This is a genomic window from Filimonas zeae (assembly GCF_014641615.1).
GTDB lineage: Bacteria > Bacteroidota > Bacteroidia > Chitinophagales > Chitinophagaceae > Filimonas > Filimonas zeae.
Genome location: NZ_BMIB01000001.1, coordinates 1191409 through 1214151 on the forward strand (window position 1 = coordinate 1191409; position 22743 = coordinate 1214151).

The following is a 22743-nucleotide window of genomic DNA, read 5'->3' on the forward strand; positions in this document are numbered from 1 at the left end:
AAAACCTGTTACAACAGTTGAAGCTATAGGCTGCTCAGGTTTAATAAGTATATTTGAAGCATAAGTACATACACTATGAAAAAACTGTCAGTTGTATTGGCCCTGTTAACCCCTATATTACTCACCGCGCAGGATGAAGAATGGAAAGAAGCCAGCCCCGCAAGCAAAGCCTATCATGAGTATCGCTTAAAAACAACAGTGCCACCTTATGGACTGGCCAAAGTAAAAGCGCTGATTAAAGGTATTCAGCAGGATGAGGATACGCATCTGAAACTAAATGCAAAAGCCTATAACACCTTGTCATTACGGGAAAAGTTTACGTATCATATGATTCATGCAGAATCATACAGCCAGAACTGCGATGTGTTTCCGCCTGTACAGGAAGAGCAGACAAAGATAATGGCATACCTGCCCGATGCTTTTGATGAATATAGCTGGAGCGAACGGCAGCGTAAGTTTATGCAGGATAACAAAGATTCCGTAATGGCTATTATGAAAGAGAGTATTCAAAGAAGCGGGCGCATAGGTGTAAATTACAAAGAAGCGATTGTGGAGATGAATGCGCTGGAGATGATTCCGTTTCTGATAGACTTTTATAAAAAAGATCGTAAAGATCATGATATATTAACGGTGCTGCTGTTGCTGATGAAAAGCGTAAAGTATGAGCCGTTTGTGAAATCAACCTCTTACACAAAACTGTATGGCGAAAATAGCAGTTATACCAGTTACCTGCAACTGAACGCCGCTAATGAAGAACTGATTTTTAAACGTGCAATGGATTTGTATAATGCTATGAGTTAAACACGCTGATATGCAGTATGCATTGTTAATAATATTTTGGATGTATCTGTTTCCGCATGCAGCTGTTATAGCACAGATGCCTGCAGGAACAGATACTGTTTTTATACAGGTGCCCGCCGGTAAATACCAGGTGGGTAAAAAAGGTCACCGGTTAAACCCGCTACGCACTGTGCAGGTAAATGCCTATGCCATTGCAGCCACCGAGGTAACCAATGAGCAGTTTGCCCGTTTTGTGGCAGCTACCGGCTATATAACCGATGCTGAGCGTTTGCACAATGCGCTGGTGTTTGAACCGGGATTGCCGGAGTTTCGCTGGAAGGAAGACAGTACTGCCTGCTGGCGTTACCCCAACGGAGTAAGCCGCGGCGACCTTACCGGTAAACTGCAGCATCCGGTTACCACTATCAGTTTTACCGATGTGCAGGCATATTGCCGGTGGGCGGGTATGCGGCTGCCTACGCCGGATGAATGGGAAATTGCTGCCAGGGCCGGAAGCAACACCAATTATTTCTGGGGGCGGGAGATGGGACGGATAGGGGAGTTTGCCAACGTGTGGCATGGGCACGACCATCTGGAAGCTGACAGTAGTGATAAATATATGTATACTTCTCCCATTGGTAGTTATCGCTCTAATCCGTGGGGTATATATGATATATATGGAAATGTATTTGAATTCTGCGATGGTCACCTGGGTGTGGAAACTATTGCCCACGCGCGCGGTGGCTCCTGGTGGTGCAGCGCGCATTCCTGTAGTTATTTTAATTCTTTAGATATAGGACGCGTTCATATTCATGCATCTTTTAGCAATCAGGGGTTTAGGGTAGTAAAAAACTTGTAGAAGATTTTTATACTAAAATCTTAACAGAATTTTTGGAAGTATCTATTAAAGTTATACTTTTAATATGTAGATGAGCTCTTTTAGATGATTGGCTTTTACCGTTAGCGCAGGCAATTGATCGTACCTTTTTAACGAAATATGCTTATGTCATCCGCTGGCTGTACTTATGATCCAACATCCAATATCCATAACAACATAAAGTCCGCAGTTCTTCTACTACTATGTCTCTGTACATGGTGGGGGAAATCCTATGCGGAAGGTAGTAAGGACCTGTATCCATCAGGGGCCTCGGGGTATCGTGCGTACGTAAACAGTACCACGGCATCCAGCAGTACCAACCCTTTCCCAACGCTGGGAACGGTAAAGGTATATGTAAAGGCCGGTGAAACGATATATGTGGGTTCCAGTGCGCAGGCTGTTGGTAATGGTACTATCAACCTACGTGCGCCGAATGGCAATACCTATACTACGGGAAATGGCTCTTTGCTGGGCCTTACGGTAGGCCGTATCTATAACCGTACACAGGAGCTGGCAGGCCCCGTACCGCTGGGTGGTGGTTATACACCAGCCACCTTTCCTGTACTTGCTTCGGAAGAAGGGGTATGGGAAATTGACTTTGTTCCACCTTCTAATACTTCTTCTTCCAACCCCACACCGGTGCTGGCCAATGCAGCCTGGACGCAACCCACCAGCGGCAACTACATTGCCGCTTTCGATGTTAGTGTACGTAACGCCGGTAATACCGCTTTTATAAACGGCCGTGTATATACAAATATATTTTCTGCTATACTTGGTGACTTTACTGCGGGCTTTAATGCTGTGTTTCAGGTATTAACCAAAGATGGTTTTATTTACAGCGTAAACAACAACGGACAGGCTGGTAACGGCTTCTCCTTTTTTGTAAACAATAAAGGTTTCCGTAACAGCTCTAACGGCGCTTCCTATAAAAGTTATAACAGCCTTACCAGCATTCCGGTGCAGGACCCCCGTGCTGATGACACACAGAGTGACATTACACAAAAGATATTCTTTACCACACCTGCCTCAGATATGCCTGCCACGGCACCCGGCGTTGGTGGAACAGAGTGGCTGCGTATAACGCCTGTGAGTCCGGTGGTATCTAACTTTACTTTTAACGGTGTAGAAGGTACGCCCAACGTAGCCGGTACCAATCCGGCTGGTGGTAATATTGGTTTTACCACCAACCAGGCGGGCAACTATGCGGTAGATCTGGATATTAATAACAACGGGGTATATAGCGATTCGGTAGACCGCCGTATTACCGGTATAGCCACTGCAGGCGCCAATACAGCGTACTGGGATGGGCTGGATGGGAAAGGCGTAAGGGTAAGCCCCACCGTGGTTTCTACAGCTAACATACCCATACGGGTATTACTGTTTGGGGGCGAGATACATTTTCCGTTTCTGGATGTGGAACGAAACGTAAATGGTATTATCATTACCCGAACCAATGGAAGCGGTTCGGGTAACAACGTTGTATACTGGGATGATTCGAACATATCACCCGTAGTGGGTACCGCGTCTAATCCTATCAGAACTACTATAGACGGGATCAGCAGTGCCACCAATGGCCACAAATGGGGTACCGCCGGTGCGGGCAGCACCGAGTTTGGTGATGTAAAGGGCCTGGATACCTGGACGTATGTGTTAAGTAATGCCTTAACAAATAGTACTACCATTGTTATCCGCGAAGCGGACTTACAGGTAGTAAGTGTTACCGGTAACGCCACACAACCCTGTGTGGGCCAGAGCGTAACCTTTACCGTTCCGGTAAAGAACAACGGCCCGGATAATGTAACCGGTGCTAAATTCTTTTTCGCGTTTCCGGCAGAGTTTACCAACGTAACCGTAAGCAGTGCAGCTACTACAGGTACCTCCTCGGTATCCGGAGGGGCTACTACAGCCACCGGTTATACTGCCAATGTAAATATCAACAACGGGGCTACGGTAACCTTTACCATTACAGGTACGCTATCTGCCGTACCATCCGGTGGCAGCCTTACTACCCGGGCCTCCATTATGCGCCCGGCCGATGTTACCGATCCCGATGCTACTAACCCCGATGCAGCTGCACCTACCGATCCGCAGAACGAGTGTGACGCCGCGCCTTCCGGTGTGGGTTGTAACAACGTTATTAATAATACCATTCTGGTATTTGCTACGCCTACCACGGCTGCAGCAGGTACCGATCAGAACTTATGCGCAGCTACCAGCACCACACTGGCGGGTAATACCCCGGTAAACGGAACCGGTACCTGGACAAAAGTGAGCGGCCCCGGCACGCCCGTGTTTGTAAACCCGAACAGCGGCGGTACGGTGGTGAATGGTATTACTACAGGAACCTATATTTTCCGCTGGACTATTACCAACGGTGGATGTGCGGCCAGCACCAGCGATGTACAGGTGTTTAACCTGCAGGCACTGGCTTCCAACACCATAACTGCACCTGCTACCACTACCTTCTGCAGCAGTGGTGATGCAGCGGTAATTACCGGTAGCACACCTACCGGTGGTACGGGTACGTATACTTATCAGTGGCAAAGCTCTACAGACGCTACAAACTATACCAACATCAGTGGCGCTACAGCACAGACTTACGATCCGCCGGTGGCCACGGTTACTACCTATTACAGAAGGGGTGTTACTTCCGGTGCCTGTGCTACGGTGGCGTATAGTAACGTAGCTACTATTACTATTCAGCCTGCGTTGGCTGGTAACACTATTACCGCACCTGCTGTTACGGCATTCTGTACCAGTGGCGATGCAGCGGTAATCAACGGCAGCACGGCTACGGGTGGTAATGGCACTATCAGCTACCAGTGGCAGTCCTCTACAGACAGTGTAACCTTTACCAATATCAGTGGTATCACTACCCAGAGTTATGATCCGGGTGCTACCTCTGTAACTACTTACTACCGCCGTACGGCCACCTCCGGCAGTTGTACCACGCCTTCTGTCAGCAATGTGGTTACTATTACGGTAAGTCCCACACTCACTGCCGGTTCTATCGGCAGCGATCAGGCTTTCTGTGTCAGTGGCGATCCTGCTGCCTTTACACAGCTTACGGCTGCAACGGGCGGCACCGGTACCTATGCGTATCAGTGGCAGATTTCCACTACCAGCAGCACTTCCGGCTTTACCAATATATCCGGCGCTACCGCAGCCGTGTACGATGCGCCGGCGGTTTCGCAGAACACCTGGTTCAGAAGAATCACCAGTTCAGGTACCTGTACAGATGCCATCAGCAATGCAGTGGCCGTTACTATCTACGCTGCCCTCAATGCCGGTACTATCAGCGCCAGCCAGACGTTCTGTACCAGCGGCGATCCTGCTGCCTTTACGCAAACAGCGCCCGCAGGTGGCAATGGTTCATATACCTATCAGTGGCAAACCTCTGCTGACAACAATACCTTTACCAATATAACGGGTGCAACCGCATCTGTTTACGATGCACCTGTAGTATCGCAAACCACTTACTACAGAAGAACCGTAACCGCAGGTACCTGCGCAGCGGTAAACAGCAACGTGTTAACGGTAACCGTAGTGCCTGCAGTAACCAATAATACTGTTACCGGCGATCAGACTATCTGTTCCGGTACTGCACCAGCTTCGCTGAGTGGTTCAACACCAGCCAATGGTACGGGTACTTATGTATATCAGTGGCAAAGCAGCACTGATGGCACTACGTTTATTGCTGCTGCCGGTACCAATACTACCCAGAATTATACGCCGGGTAACCTTACGCAAACCACTTACTACCGCAGAACGGTAAGCTCCGGCGTATGTGCCGCTACTGCCAGCAATATTATTCAGGTAACCGTAAACGGTGCTTCTACCGGTGCCAATGCCGGACCCGATCAGGGACCTGCCAATATTACTTCTGCTACACTGGCCGGTAACAACCCGGTTTCGGGTACGGGTGTGTGGACACAGATTTCCGGGCCTAATACCGCAGGTATTACCAGTCCTTCCCAGTTTAATACCACTGTAACCGGCCTGGTTGCAGGTGCTTATACTTTCCGCTGGACCATTACCAACCCGCCTTGTGCTGCTTCTACCGATGATGTAATTATACGGGTGAACAGCGCACCGGTGGCACAGAATGATGCGGCTACTACCAATGAAGATGTGGCAGTGAATATATCCGTACTGTCTAATGATACAGATGCGGACGGCACTATTGATGCAACTTCTGTAACTATTGTACAGCAGCCTGCCCATGGTACAGTAACGGTTAACGCTACCGGCGTGGTAACCTATACTCCTGCATTAAACTACAATGGTGCTGATAACTTCAGTTACACGGTAAAAGATAATCTGGGTACTGCTTCTGCTCCGGCAACAGTAACACTTACCATAGCGCCTGTAAACGATGCGCCGGTAGTGGTGAACGATCAGGTAAACGTGGATGAGGACATTGCTACCACCATTAACGCTCCGGGTATACTGGCCAATGATTCAGACCCCGATGGCGATCAGCTGATCACTACCCTGGTAAGTACTACTAAAAACGGCACACTTACTTTAAATCAGAACGGTTCGTTTACGTATACCCCCAATGCTGATTATAACGGGCTTGACTCGTTTGTATACCGCGCCTGCGATGCGTCTAACGCCTGTGGCACTGCTACCGTAGTTATTAATGTGGGTAATGTAAATGATGCCCCTGTAGCAGCTGCTGATACTTATACCATAGCGGAAGATGGTACGCTTAACCAGCCTGCCGCCGGTGTGCTGGCTAACGACACTGATGCTGATGGTGATGTGCTGAGCGCTACCCTGGTAACCAATGTTGCCCATGGTACACTGGTATTAAATACCAACGGCAGCTTTAGTTATACACCAGATGCCAATTACAACGGTCCTGATCAGTTTACCTATAAAGCGTGTGATGCCAGCGGTGCCTGCTCTGCTCCGGTAACAGTTTCCTTTACTGTTACTGCCGTAAACGATAAACCGGTAGCACAGGATAACAGCTACGCGGTGAATGAAGACCAGACCTTAACCGTAGCCGCCCGTGGCGTGTTACTGGATGATACGGATGTGGATGGTGATGTACTGAGCGCATCGGTAGTAACTGGTCCGCAACATGGTACTTTAGTGCTGAATGCAGATGGCAGCTTTACGTATACGCCGGTTGCTAACTATAATGGCACTGATCAGTTTACCTATCGTGCCTGCGATGCCGGTTCTCCGCAGTTATGCGATACCGGTTTGGTAACCATTACGGTAAATGCAGTGAATGATGCTCCTGTGGCAACCGCCGATACCTATGCGGTGGCAGAAGACCAGGCATTGAATATTGCTGCACCGGGTGTACTGGGTAATGATACAGATGCCGATGGTGATGCGCTTACTGCTGCTATTGCGGTAGCTGCTGCCAATGGTACCGTAACCCTGCAGCCGAACGGCAGCTTCCTGTATCGCCCCAATGCCAACTTTAATGGTACAGACAGTTTCAGCTATTCGGTATGTGATCCGTCTAATGTATGCGGTACGGGTAAAGTGCGTATTACCGTTACTCCGGTAAATGATACACCGGTAGTAATTACTGCTTCTTATGTGGCTACAGAAGATCAGGTATTATCTGTAGTGGCTCCCGGCCTTATTGCCAACGGTTCTGACGTGGATGGCGATGCGCTTGCCCCTGCACTGGTAACACAGGCGCAGCATGGAACGGTAGTTATCAATGCCAATGGTTCGTTTACCTATACACCTGTTGCCAATTACAACGGTACAGATGTATTTACTTATAGACTGTGCGATGCATCGGGCGCCTGCGGACAGGCCACCGCCACCATTACGGTAAACGCAGTGAATGACGCACCGGTGGCTGCCAGAGATAACTATACTGTGGCAGAAGATGGCAGCTTACAGATTGGCGCTACCAACGGCGTACTGGCCAACGATACCGATGCGGATGGTGACGCGCTTACCGCTACGGTGGTAACCCAGCCGGTGCATGGTACCCTGGTAATGAATTCGGATGGTAGTTTTGTATATACCCCTGCCGGTAATTATAATGGTACCGACAGCTTTACCTATCGTGCCTGCGATGCTTCCAATGCGTGTGGTACCGCAACCGTGGTACTGAATGTAACCGCGGTGAATGATGCGCCGGTAGCTTCCGGCGATAGCTATACCATAGCAGAAGATGGCACACTTACCGTTGCAGCACCGGGCGTTCTGTTCAACGACCGGGATGTGGATGGTGATGCACTCACCGCCTCGCTGGTAAGTCAGCCTTTACATGGTACCTTAAGCCTGAATGCGGATGGCTCCTTTGTATACACACCTGCTGCCAACTACAATGGTACAGACAGCTTCCTGTATCGCGCCTGCGATGCCGGTGGTTTGTGTAATACAGCAACCGTACTGTTATCTGTTACCGCTGTAAATGATGCACCGGTAGCCAATAGCGATGCCTATACCCTGGGTGAGGATACTGCGCTTACCGTTGCAGCGCCGGGTGTACTGGGCAATGATACCGATGCAGATGGCGATGCGCTTACAGCTTCTGTAACCAGGCAGCCTGCACATGGTACGCTTACCCTGCTGGCCAATGGTGGATTTACTTATACACCAGCATTAAATTATAACGGAAGAGACAGCTTTGATTACAGAGCCTGCGATGCCAGCGGTGCCTGCTCTGCACCGGCAACGGTAGTGTTTACCATAAACGCTGTAAACGATGCGCCTGTAATAGCAGGTACCGTAACCTACTCCACACAGGAAGATGCGCCGCTGAATGTAACCGCTCCGGGCCTGCTGTTTAACGCTTCAGACCCTGAGAACGATGCCATGAGTGCTGCTGTGGCAACACAGCCACAACACGGCACCGTAACCATTAATGCAAACGGATCTTTTGTATATACGCCTGCGGCCAACTATAATGGCACAGACACCTTTACTTACCGCATCTGTGATGCTTCCAACGCCTGCAGCATTGGAACAGCCGTAATTAGCATTACTGCTGTAAACGATGCACCGGTAGCGGGTAACGATGTGCTGCCAGCTACCCTGGAAGATGTGCCGGTAACTATTGCCGCCACTACCTTACTGGCCAATGATACCGATGCAGAAGGCGATGCCCTTACCATCAGTATTAATACCCAGCCGGTAAACGGTACACTGGTGCAGAATGCAGATGGAAGTTTAACCTATACGCCGGCTGCTAACTTTAATGGTGTAGACAGCTTTACCTATCGGGTTTGTGATAATGGTAGTCCTGCGCTTTGTGGTGTGGGTACCGTACGCATACCGGTAACGGCGGTAAATGACGCACCGGTAGCCAAAGATGATCAGTATACCACCAACGAAGATGGGGTGCTTACGGTAGCAGCACCGGGCGTACTGTTTAACGACAGCGACCCTGATAATGCGCAGAACACGCTTACAGCTTCGCTGGTAAGCGGTCCTGCACATGGCACGGCTATCATTAATGCCAATGGTGGGTTTACCTATACGCCTGATGCTAACTATGATGGTCAGGATACTATTACCTACCGCGTATGCGATCCTTCGGGTGCCTGCGATACCGGTATTGTGGTAATATCTGTGCAGCCGGTGAACGATCCGCCGGTTACTGCTGCCGATAATTATACCAATGTTCAGGAAGATGTTCCGTTTACGGTTACGGCCGCCAACGGCGTACTGGCCAACGATACGGATGCAGATGGCGATGTGCTGAATGCTTCTGTGGTTACCTCGCCTGCACATGGTACACTGGTGCTGAACAGCGATGGCAGCTTTACTTATACCCCGGCCAAAGACTATAACGGACTGGACAGCTTTACTTATAAAGCCTGCGATGCGGCCGGAAGCTGCGGCAACGGCAAAGTATACTTTACCGTAAACAATGTAAACGATGCACCGGTTACTGCACCGGTTACGTATACCACTAATGAAGATGTACCGCTAACACTTACTGCACAGCAGCTGCTGTTTAACGATATGGATGCCGATGGTGATCCGCTTACCATAACCGGTGTAACGCAGCCTGTACACGGTACAGTAACGTTAAACGGCAATGGTACTTATACCTACACACCGGCTGCTGATTATAACGGTGTGGACAGCTTTACCTATACGGTAACCGATGGTCAGGGTGGGCTTGCTACCGGCACAGTGCTGATTACTGTAAATGCAGTAAACGATGCACCGGTGGCGCAGAACGACAGCTATACCCTGGATGAGGAGCAAACCTACACCAGTACAGTTTCTGTACTGGCGAACGATACAGATGTGGATGGCGATGCCCTCACTGCCGCACTGCTTGCCGGTCCGTTACGCGGAACGGTTACCCTGAATGCCAATGGCAACTTTACCTATACGCCGGCACAGGACTATAATGGCCTTGACAGCTTTACTTATGTGGTAAGCGATGGCCGGGGTGGATTGGATACCGGCGTGGTAACATTAACGGTTACCGCTATCAACGATAATCCGGTAGCGAACAGAGATACTTACACTACCAGGGAAGATGTGGCGCTTTCTGTGGTTGCGCCGGGTATACTGTTTAACGATACCGATCCGGATAATGTGGCAGGTGGTACCAATAATGATGTGCTTACAGCAACAGCTGAAAGTAAAGCGTCTGCTGCCGGTGGTACCGTGCAGATAAACAGCAACGGCTCGTTTATTTATACGCCGTCTGCCAACTATAACGGCCTGGATAGCTTTACATACACGCTTCAGGATGGTAAAGGTGGCACAGCAACGGGAACCGTAGTAGTTACTGTGCAGGCCGATAATGATGCGCCTGTTGCGGTTGATGACAGTTATACTGTTGCTGAAGATGTAATTCTGAATGTAAATGCTGCCAATGGTTTACTGGCCAATGATACCGATGCGGATGGTGATGCGCTTACAGTTGCATTACTTACCCCGCCTGCACATGGTGTAACAACTGTGAATGCAGATGGATCATTCGCTTATCGTGGTAATACCAATTACAATGGATCTGATTTCTTCACCTATGTGGTAAGAGATGGCAATGGTGGTTCAGATACCGGTACGGTGCAGATTACCGTAACTGCGGTAGACGATCCGCCTGTGGCACAGAACGATAACTATTATCTGGCTACCAATGATAGCCTCATCATTGCTGCACCAGGTGTGCTGTTTAATGATGTAGATGTAGACAGTCCTTTAAATGCTGAACTACTGAGTAGTCCTGCAAGCGGCGCTTTCAGTTTCAATAGCGATGGTTCCTTCCGTTATGTGCCTGTAACAGGGTTTGCCGGTACTGTTACTTTCAGCTACCGCCTGTGTACTACCTGTACACCTGCTACAGTAACTATTAACGTAGGCACGAATAACCGGCCGCCATTGGCAGCGCCGGACAGTTATTCCACCTCGGAAGATGTGCCGCTTACGGTAGCTGCACCGGGTGTGCTGGCCAACGATACAGACCCCGATGAAGCAACGCCCAGACTGGCGGCAGTGCTGGTAACCACTGTTTCGCATGGTACGCTTACATTGAATGCCAATGGTTCGTTCACCTACGTGCCGGAGGCTGATTACAATGGCGCAGACAACTTTACCTATGCGGCAACAGATGCTAACGGAGCAACCAGCCAGACTACTGTGTTTATCAACGTTACTGCAACAAATGATGCACCGGTGGCGGCTGAGTACAATGTATCTACTGCGGAGGATACCCAGTTGAACGGATCGGTAGCTACGAATACTACAGATGTGGATAATAGTGCCGGTAGCCTCTTGTATACGGTAGTAGCCAATCCGGCACATGGTAGTCTTAGTTTAAACGCCAACGGAACTTATACCTATACCCCGGCTGCAGATTACAATGGCCCTGACCAGTTCAGTTATCGCGTTTGTGATGCAGGTGGGCTGTGCGACGATGGAACTGTAGCTATTACTGTAACAGCTGTAAACGATGCACCGGTGTCGCAGCCTGATTCCTATACCGTAACGGAAGATCAGCAACTGGTAGTGCCTGCCGCCACCGGCGTGCTGGCCAATGATAGTGATGTGGATGCAGAGCCGATTGTATCTGTTCTTGCCTCTACCACCAATGGTACACTTAATCTGCAACCGGACGGCTCGTTTACTTATACGCCAAATCCGGATTTCAGCGGCATAGACCAGTTTACGTATCAGGCCTGTGATAACGGAACACCTGCACTTTGCGGCAACCCGGTTACGGTTACCTTAACCGTAAACAATGTGAATGATGCACCTGATGCCGGTAACGATAGTTATACCATGGCAGAAGATGGAACACTTACTATAGCTGCTCCGGGTGTACTGGCTAATGATACAGATGGGGATAACGATCCGCTGACAGCTGCTGTGCAAACGCAGCCGCTGCACGGTACGCTAACCTTAAACGCAGATGGCAGCTTTGTATATGCCCCTGCCGCTAACTATAACGGTACAGATGTGTTTACTTATCGTGTAAGTGATGGTAATGGCGGTTCTGATACCGCGCAGGTTACTATTACCATAACACCGGTAAATGACCAGCCGGTAGCCGGTGCGGATACTTATACTGTAATTGAAGACAGTACGCTGGAAGTGAATGCCGCTAACGGTGTGCTGGCCAATGATATTGATGTGGACGGAGAGGTGATTGTTGCCAAACTTACCGATCCATCCAAAGGAACGCTTACCCTGCGTCCGGATGGTTCCTTCACCTATGTGCCGTTGCCCAATGCTACCGGTGTGGATTCCTTCCGTTACCAGGCCTGCGATGTAAACCAGTGTTCTGATCCGGTAACTGTGATCTTCAACTTCACGGATGTAAACGATGCGCCTGTGGCAGTTGCAGACAGTGCAACTACTGCCGAAGATACGCCGCTCACCAGCACTGTTTCTGTACTGGCGAATGATACCGATGCAGATGGTACGGCAGGGCTTACCGTTACTGCACAAACCATTACAGATGGCAGAGGTACCCTTACTATGGGTAGCGATGGCAACTATACTTATACCCCGGCAAGCAACTTTAACGGCCAGGCGGAATACCCGTATCAGGTATGCGACCCAACCGGATTGTGTGCCCAGGGCAGACTGGTGATTACAGTAACACCGGTAAATGATGCGCCGGTTGCCACACCGGATACCTATGCTGTAACAGAAGACAGCACCTTAACCGTACCTGCTTCTGAAGGGGTACTTGCGAATGACTATGATCCGGATGGTGAAACCATTGTATCGCTGGTAAGCCAGCCATCAAGAGGTACACTGCAGCTGAATGCTGATGGCTCTTTTATCTATACACCACAGGCCAATGCGGTAGGTGTGGATAGCTTCAGTTATCGCGCCTGCGATCTGTCTGGCGTATGTTCTCCGGATGTAACAGTTTACTTTACTATTGGCGATGTAAACGATGCGCCGGTAGCCAATGCCGATCAGGCTACGGTGCCGGAAGATTCTGCCGTGAATATTAACGTGCTGGCTAATGATACTGACCCTGATCAGGGGCAGACCCTGACGGCTACGCTGCTGACACAGCCTGCCAACGGCACCGTGGTGCAAAACCCGGATGGTACCTTCCGTTATACCCCGGCTGCTAATTTTAACGGCACCGATCAGTTCACTTATCAGGTATGTGATAACGGTTCGCCACAGGCATGCGCCAGCGCAACTGTATCTGTTACGGTTACTGCTGTAAATGATGCACCGGTAGCAGCAGCAGACGCCTATGCGGTGAATGAAGATGAGACGCTGACAGTAACTGCGCCGGGCGTGCTGGGTAATGATGTTGATGCGGATGGTGATGCCCTGGTGGTAAGTTTGCAAACCAATGCATTACATGGTACCGTAACCCTGCAGGGAGATGGCTCCTTTACCTATGTGCCTGTTGCCAACTACAACGGACTGGATTCGTTTGTATATAAAGTAACCGATGGGGCAGGAGATACCTCACTGGCTATTGTGCGTTTAACTGTAAATGCAGTAAACGATGCGCCAACGGCTGCCGGTGATGGTCCGTATACGGTGAACGAAGATGCCGTACTGAACGTACCGGTTGGTACCGGCGTACTGGCTAATGATACAGATACAGATGGTGGTACGCTTACTGCCAGCGTGGCGGTAGCGCCGCTGCATGGTACGTTGGTAATGAATGCAGATGGAAGCTTTACTTATACGCCAAACGCTGATTACAGTGGTACAGATACCTTTACCTACAGGGTATGTAACAGCAGCCAGCTGTGTTCAGAAAGTAAAGTAAGCCTGAGCATACAGGCAACGCCTGATAGTCCGGTTGTTGCAAACGATACGTACGCTGCCACAGAAGATACCCGCCTGCAGATAGCGGCTCCGGGTGTGCTTGCCAATGACAGGGATGCTGACGGCGATGCGCTGCGTGCAGCAGTAGCTGTGGCGCCACTGCATGGTACACTTACCCTGCAGCCGGACGGTAGCTTTGAATACACACCTGCTGCCAATTACAATGGTGTGGATAGCTTTACCTATACCGCGTGTGATGCGGGAGGTTTGTGCAACACCGGCACCGTGGTACTGAATGTGGCTGCTGTAAAAGATGTGCCACAGGCGGTAGCGGATAATATTACTGCGCAGGAAGATGTGCCGCTGGTAATAAGACCTGTGGATCTTACTGCCAACGATATTAATCCGGATGGCGATCCGCTGGTAGTGACTTTCAGCCAGCCAGCCAATGGCACGCTGACACAAAATCAGGATGGCAGCTTTACGTATACACCTGATGCTGACTTTAACGGTACCGATCAGTTTACGTATACGGTTTGTGATACGGCTACACCGGCCAACTGCAGCAGCGCTACTGTTAGTGTAAGTGTAGGGGCGGTGAATGATAACCCGGTTGCAGGAGACGACAGTTATACTGCAACTGAAGATACGGACCTGTTTGTAGGTGCGCCGGGTGTTATGGCTAACGACAGAGATGTTGATGGTGATCCGTTGACTACCTCGCTGGTAACCGGAACCGCACATGGTACTGTAACCCTGCAGCCCAATGGAAGCTTCCTGTATAAGCCGGCCCGTGACTACAGCGGTGCGGATAGCTTTATATACCGTTTGTGTGGTCCGTTTGGTACCTGTGTAAACGGAACTGTGCGCCTGTCTGTAACAGCAGTGAATGATGCGCCGGTAGCTATTGATGATGACTTTGTGGTAACAGAAGATCAGGCGATTACTTTCCGTCCGGATACCGTGTTGTATAATGACTATGATGTGGATGGTGATGTAATCATTCCGCAAAGAATAGGTACCCTGAAGCATGGTACGGTAGTGAACAATCCTGACGGAACACTTACCTATACACCGGAAGCGAATTTTAACGGCATAGATAGCATACAGTATAAACTGTGCGATCCTTCCGGCCTGTGCGATACTGCTTATGTGCGTGTACGCGTAGTAGCCGTGAATGATGCGCCTGTGGCTGTGAACGATAACTTTACTACCCGGGAAGATGTACCGCTGAATTTCAGACCGGCAGATGTTACCGCGAATGACAGCGACCCGGATGGTGATCCGTTGACGCTGGTACTGGTTTCAGGCCCCTCGCACGGTACGCTTACTACCAATCCGGATAAATCGTATGTATACACGCCAGCCACCAACTACAATGGTGCTGACAGTATTGTATACCGCGTGTACGATCAGGATGGTGCATTTGGTGAAGGTGTGATACGCATACAGGTATCTGCTGTAAACGATGCTCCGGTGGCGCAGAACGATGTGTTTGTAACACCTTATAATACACCGGTGAGTGGCAATGTGCTTACCAACGATAGCGATCCTGACGGCGATCCGTTACAGGCTTCTCTGGTAGCTCAACCATCCAGCGGTACGGTTGTGCTGAATGCAGATGGTACGTTTACCTATACACCGGCAGGAGGCTTCAGCGGCAATGTAACCTTCAGTTACCGTGCCTGCGATAACGGCAACCCGCCACTGTGCGATGCCAAACTGGTAAATATTACGGTACAGCAGTCGCCCAACCGCGCACCGGTTTCACAGGCAGACAGCTATACTACTATATCTGGTATTGCATTAAGCGGAAACGTATTAACCAACGATACCGATGCCGACCTGGACAGCCTGAAGGCTGCGGTGGTAAACCTGCCAGCCAATGGCACCCTGGTGCTTAACGCCAACGGCAACTTTACGTATACACCTTCCAGCGGATTTACAGGTGTGGATACCTTTGTATACAGTGCCTGTGATAACAAAACACCAGCCCTGTGCAGCAATGCTACGGTAACCATTAATGTAATAGCAGGCGGCAGCCGCCCTGTTGCAGTAAATGATCTGTATACCATTGCCGAAGATGGCGTGCTGAATATTTCCGCGCCTGGCGTACTGCAGAACGATGTGTACTCCGGAACGGGTGCAAACGATACGCTGGTGGCCAGTCTGATAGGCTCTCCGGCACACGGAACCGCTACCATTAGCGGAAACGGTGCTGTTACCTATACACCGGCAGCTAACTATAATGGTAAAGACACCATACTGTACAGTGTGTGCAGCGCTACCAAAGGCTGCGATACCGGAAGAATTATTGTTACGGTTAGCGCCGTTAACGACGTACCGGTAACCGGCCCGGATACCTATGGTGCAGTACAGGAAGATACTCCGTTCTCTACTACCGCCGCCAATGGCGTACTGGCCAATGATACCGATGGTGACGGTGATGTGCTGACTGCTTCGGTAGTTACTGCGCCGGTAAATGGTACACTGGTGATGAACCCGGATGGCAGCTTTACGTATACTCCGTTCAATAACTTTAACGGGGTAGACAGCTTTGTGTACAGAGCCTGCGATGCTTCCGGAACCTGTACCAACGGTACCGTAAGGCTTACAGTGAACGGCGTAAACGATGGCCCTGTAACCTCGCCGGTAAGTTATACAGTAGATGAAGACAATGAACTGGTTCTTACCCAGCCACAACTGGTATTTAACGATCGTGATGATGATGGTGATACCCTGGTGGTTACCGCTGTTGGCCAGCCTGCCCATGGCACTCTGGTACAAAACGGCAATGGTACGTATACTTATAAACCGGCAGCTGACTACAATGGCCTGGACAGCTTTACCTATACGGTAAGTGATGGCCATGGCGGCACCGCCACCGGCACGGTACGTATTACCGTACGCGCTGTGAACGATCGTCCGGATGCAGCAAACGATACCTATACCCTGGCAGAAGATCAGGCATTTACTTCACCGGTAAGTGTACTGGCTAACGATACAGACAGAGATGGGGATACCTTGCGTGCAACGGTACTGCAGACTACTGCCCATGGTAATCTGTTATTGAACAATGATGGTACGTTTACTTATCAGCCTAACCGCGATTATAACGGTACTGATACCTTTACTTATATTGCTGCTGACGGCAAAGGCGGCATGGATACAGCACGTGTAATTCTCAATATTACTGCTGTAAACGATGCGCCGGTTGCCAATAGCGATACGTATACGGTAAACGAAGACGAAACCTTTACCGCTACCGGAAACGGCGTACTGTTTAACGATGTAGATCCGGATAACGGTTCTCAGCAGGGGCTGAGCGTTACGCCGCAAACCAAAGCCACCGCCAAAGGTGGTACCGTACAGTTATTGGCCAATGGTACATTTACCTATACGCCACCAGCCAACTACAATGGTGTGGACAGCTTTACTTACATCGTAACGGATGGTAATGGCGGAAGCAGTACCGGCACTGTGGTGGTAACGGTACAGGCGGTGAATGATGCGCCGGTTGCTGTAAACGACAGCTATACGCTGGCGGAAGACGAAACCCTGTCTGGTGCGGCAAGTGTACTGGCCAATGATACCGATGCGGATGGCGATGCCCTAACTGCCATACTGGTAGCTGCTCCGGCACATGGCACACTTACTTTTAATGCCAATGGCACATTCGTATACACGCCGGATGCTGACTTCAGTGGTACAGATACTTTCCGCTATGCAGCAGACGATGGTAACGGTGGCAGAGATACGGCTACGGTAACCTTTACTATTACCGCAGTGGATGATGCACCTGTGGCTACAGATGATAATTACTTTACAGCCGGCAACTCCACGCTTACCATAGCGGCTCCGGGTGTATTGTTTAATGACAGGGACAGTGATAGTCCGCTGAGCGCAGAACTGGTAACCTCACCAGCGGCAGCTACCGGCACACTTACCTTTAATACAGATGGTTCGTTTGTATTTGTTCCGGCCACCGGTTATGTGGGCACGGTTACCTTTACCTACCGTTTGTGCAGCAGCTGTACGCCTGCACTGGTAACCATAAACGTAGGGGCAAACAACCTGCCGCCGGTAGCTGTGAACGATGGGCCTTACACCGTAAATGAAGACAGTGTACTGAACATACCTGCTGCCAACGGTGTACTGGCTAACGACACTGATCCGAACGAGCCGGCGGGTGCTACACTGGCCGCCATACTGGTAACGGATGTAACACATGGTCGTTTAACGCTGCGTCCGGACGGTTCCTTCTCTTATACACCTGATGCGGATTACAGTGGACCGGACAGCTTTACTTACGATGCAAAAGATGCTAACGGCGAAACGTCCAGAGCCACTGTAACCCTTAACGTAACAGCAGTGAACGATGCACCGGTAGCTGTAAATGATGTGTTTACCGGTACAGAAGATAACCAGCTTACCGGAAATGTATTAACCAACGATGTGGATGTTGATAATACACCGGCTACGCTTACTGTAACACTGGTGAACAATGTGCAGCATGGTACGCTTACACTGAACGCCAACGGTACCTTTACTTACGTTCCCGCACCAGACTTTGCCGGTACAGATCAGTTCCGCTATCGTGTATGCGATGCGGGTGGCCTGTGCAGTGAAGCGGTGGCTACTATAAATGTAACAGACGTAAATGATGTTGCTGTAGCGCAGCCGGATACTTACGCCGTAACAGAAGATGCACCACTGACGGTACCAGCTTCTTCCGGTGTACTGGCTAACGACAGCGACCCTGACAGTCCGCTTACAGCAAAACTGGTTAGCGGTCCGGCACATGGCACGCTGCAACTGAATCCTGATGGTTCGTTCACGTATACGCCAAATGCCAACTACAGTGGCGCTGATCAGTTCAGCTACCAGGCCTGCGATAACGGTACACCGCCGGCATGCAGTGCACCTGTAACCGTGGCGTTTAATATTGCCAATACCAACGATGTACCTGTGGCAGTGAGTGATAGCTACAGTGTAGGAGAGGACAGCGTACTGACTATTGCGGCGGCTGGTGTGTTACTGAATGATACTGATGCAGATGGAGACACCCTGACTGCGGTGATACAGGTGGCACCTGCACACGGCACGCTGGTACTGAATGCGAACGGCGGATTTGTATATACTCCGGATGCCAACTACTTTGGCACTGATCAGTTTACTTATCTGGCAAACGATGGAAAAGGTGGTACTGCCAATGCGCAGGTTACCATTACCATCCGTTCTGTAAATGATATACCTGTGGGTAGTCCTGATGTGTATGCTGTGTCTGAAGATTCCACGCTGACGGTGAATGCAGCAGACGGGCTTCTTAAAAACGATACAGATGCAGACGGTGATGTGCTGATTGCCAAACTGGTAACTGCACCTAAAGGCAGATTGACGCTGAACAACGATGGCTCGTTTGTATACCGTCCGTTACCGGATCAGAACGGTGTCGATTCTTTCACATATCAGGTGTGTGATGTAAGGGCATGCAGCAGCCCTGTAACCGTAAGGTTTAATATTGCTGCAGTAAATGATGCACCGGTAGCTGTGAACGATACCATAACTATTGATGAGGATGTTGTTTATACCAGTACCACATCTGTACTGGCCAACGATACGGATGCTGATGGTACAGCAGGTCTTACCGTAGCACCGCAGCAGATTACGGATGCCCGTGGTACGCTTACATTGAATAATGATGGTAATTACATCTTTACCCCTGTTGCTGACTTCAATGGCACGGTAGAGTACAGTTACCAGGTGTGCGATGGAACCTCACTCTGTTCTTCCGGTAAACTGGTAATTAACGTAATGCCGGTGAACGATGCGCCGCTGATTCAGCCGGATGGCTATACCGTACAGCAACCGGATACACTGCGTGTAACCGCTGCCAACGGTGTGCTGCGGAACGACAGAGATGCAGACAGTGATCCGGTTACAGCGATACTGGTAACACCGCCAACCAGCGGAACGCTTACCCTTGCTGCCGATGGTTCATTCACATATATACCTGCAGCAGGATTCAGCGGTAACGTAACATTTGTATACCGTGGTTGTGATAATGCTACTCCGGCCCTGTGTGATACTGCGCTGGTAACTATTACTGTACAGCCTGCCGCCAACCTGGCACCTGTAGCTGTTAACGATACTGTAACGGTAGCGCAGAATGGAAGCGCAACCGGAAATATACTGGCAAACGATACCGATCCTGATGGTGGCACGTTGAGCGCTTCTGTGGTAACACAACCTGCTCATGGTACACTTACGCTGGGTACAAACGGTGCTTACACCTATGCCCCTGCCGCTGGTTACTCCGGCCTGGATACGTTTGTTTACCGTGCATGTGACAACGGCACTCCGTCGCTATGTGATACTGCGCTGGTACTGATAAATGTACTGGCACCGGGCAACAATGCACCTGTAGCGGTAAATGACACGGTAACAGTGGCGCAGAACAGCGGTACCACCGGTAATGTATTAACCAATGACAGTGATCCGGAAGGTGGTGTGCTTACTGCTTCTGTGGTAACACAGCCTGCACATGGTACACTGGTGCTGGGTGGTGATGGAGCGTTTACCTATTCACCTGCTACTGGTTACTCTGGTTTAGATACCTTCAGTTACCGTGCATGTGACGGCGGCATTCCACCATTGTGTGATACGGCCATTGTAATTGTACGGGTACAGGCACCGGGTAATACTGCACCTGTAGCAGCGGATGATACTGCCACTGTGGCTTACAATGGAAATGTAACGGGTAATGTACTTACCAATGATATAGATCCGGATGGTAACACGCTTGCTGCTTCGGTAATAACACAGCCTGCCCATGGCACGCTGGTGTTAAACGGCAACGGCTCTTATACCTATACGGCGGCCACTGGCTACTCTGGTCAGGATACCTTTGTATACAGAGCCTGTGACAATGGTACGCCAACCTTGTGCGATACGGCACGTGTGGTGGTAACCGTGCAGCCTTCGGACAATCAGGTACCTGTAGTGGTAAATGATACGGTAACTGTGGCGCAGAACGGCAGCACCACCGGTAATGTGCTGGCTAATGACAGTGATCCGGATGGTGGTACGCTTACGGCTTCTGTGGTAACCCAGCCATCACATGGTACGCTGGTACTGGGCGGCGATGGAGCGTTTACGTACACACCTGCTGCTGGTTACTCCGGTTTGGATACCTTCAGCTACCGTGCATGTGATAATGGTGCTCCATCGTTCTGTGATACTGCCATTGTAATTGTGCGCATACAGGCACCGGGTAACACCGCACCTGTGGCTGCGGATGATACCGCTACTGTGGCGTATAATGGTACGGTAACCGGTAATGTGCTTACCAACGATATAGATCCGGATGGTAACACGCTAACCGCTTCTGTGATAGTACAAACGAATCATGGTACGCTGGTGTTAAACAGCAACGGTGCTTATACTTATACACCTGCTGCCGGTTACACTGGTAAGGATACCCTTGTATACAGAGTGTGTGACAACGGTACACCAACGTTGTGTGACACGGCACGTATGATAATAACAGTGCAACCAGCAGGTAATCTGGCACCGGTAGCACTGGCTGATACTGCAACGGTTATCCGTGATGGCAGTGTAACGCGTAATGTACTTACCAACGACAGTGATCCGGAAGGTGGTACGCTTACTGCCTCTGTGGTAACACAACCGTTCCATGGTACGCTTACACTGAATGCAGCTGGTGATTATACTTATACGCCGGCAGCGGGTTATATTGGCCAGGATACCTTTGTGTACAGGGCCTGTGATAACGGTAGTCCGGTGCAGTGTGATACCGCACTGGTAGTAATAAGTGTGCTGCAACAGGCCAACCGTGCACCAAATGCAGAGAATGACCTGTTTGTGGTGGCTGAGAATGCAACTTTAACCAACAGTGTTACCACTAATGATACCGATGCGGATGGTAACATGCTTACTGCCACCGTGCTGACGCAGCCGAAACACGGAACACTTACTATGACGGCTGACGGTACGTTTACGTATGCACCAGGCGCGCAGTATGTAGGCAACGATACCTTTAGCTACCGTATATGTGACAACGGCACTCCATCGCTTTGTGATACCGCCAGCGTGGTGATAACCGTAAGGGCAACGCCGGTATTAGGTTTGGCAAAAGCTGTTTCTGATGTGAGGAAGGAACTGGATGGAAGCTATACTATTACCTACAAGCTCACTGTTAAAAATCTGGGTGGTATTGCGCTGAACAACGTACAGGTAACGGACGGTTTAACTACGGTGTTTGCTGGGGCAGCCAGCTTTAATGTAACGGGTGTACCCACTGCTACCGGAACGCTTATTGCCAACGATGGCTTTAACGGCAGGGGAGTGGTTACCCTGCTGAGAGCAGGCAGTACGCTGGCACCGGGTGCAGCAGATACCATTACCTTCCGGGTAAACGTAATGATTGGTGCTACTGACTTTACGTTCAATAACACGGCAACGGTAACAGCAGGTAGCGCCACCGGTACTATACTGGATGTATCTACAGATGGTCTGAACCCTGATCCGAACGGTAACGGTATACCGGACGAAAGAGATCCGACGCCGGTAACGCTGAAGGGTATGGTAATTAAGATACCTAAAGGTTTCTCGCCAAACAATGATGGTATTAACGATTACTTTATCATAGAGAATACCGGTACCAGCCGCATTTCGCTGGAAATGTATAACCGCTGGGGTAATCTGGTGTATAAGAGCACGGATTATAAGAACAACTGGGATGGTCGCCCGAATACGGGTATCACTATTGGCAAGCAGGTGCCGGATGGTACTTACTACTACATAGTTGTAGTGGATGGAAAAGACAGATACGTGAATTATATTACTATAAACAGGTAGCA

Annotated in this window: 3 protein-coding genes; all 3 read left to right on the forward strand. The window is 50.0% G+C overall.

Going from position 1 to position 22743, the window contains the following annotated elements:
* Nucleotides 1-75 precede the first annotated feature (75 nt).
* The 3 genes from IEY13_RS04845 to IEY13_RS04855 all read left to right on the forward strand — a co-directional run bounded on the left by IEY13_RS04845 (nt 76) and on the right by IEY13_RS04855 (nt 22741).
* On the forward strand, nt 76-801 hold the full coding sequence (locus IEY13_RS04845; RefSeq protein ID WP_188950811.1) for a hypothetical protein: 726 nt from the start codon (nt 76-78) through the stop codon (nt 799-801).
* A gap of 10 nt (nt 802-811) precedes the next feature.
* Nucleotides 812-1639, forward strand: coding sequence for a formylglycine-generating enzyme family protein (locus IEY13_RS04850; protein ID WP_188950812.1), 828 nt, complete (start codon nt 812-814; stop codon nt 1637-1639).
* Between the two features lie 396 nt (nt 1640-2035).
* Entirely contained in the window at nt 2036-22741 is a 20706-nt protein-coding gene (locus IEY13_RS04855) for a cadherin-like domain-containing protein (RefSeq protein ID WP_188950813.1), read from the forward strand.
* The last annotated feature ends 2 nt before the right edge of the window (nt 22742-22743 follow it).

What these genes read in the sequence shown, in the direction of transcription:
- IEY13_RS04845 (WP_188950811.1), top strand. Translation starts at nt 76, where the DNA reads ATGAAAAAACTGTCAGTTGTATTGGCCCTGTTAACCCCTATATTACTC.
- IEY13_RS04850 (WP_188950812.1), top strand. Translation starts at nt 812, where the DNA reads ATGCAGTATGCATTGTTAATAATATTTTGGATGTATCTGTTTCCGCAT.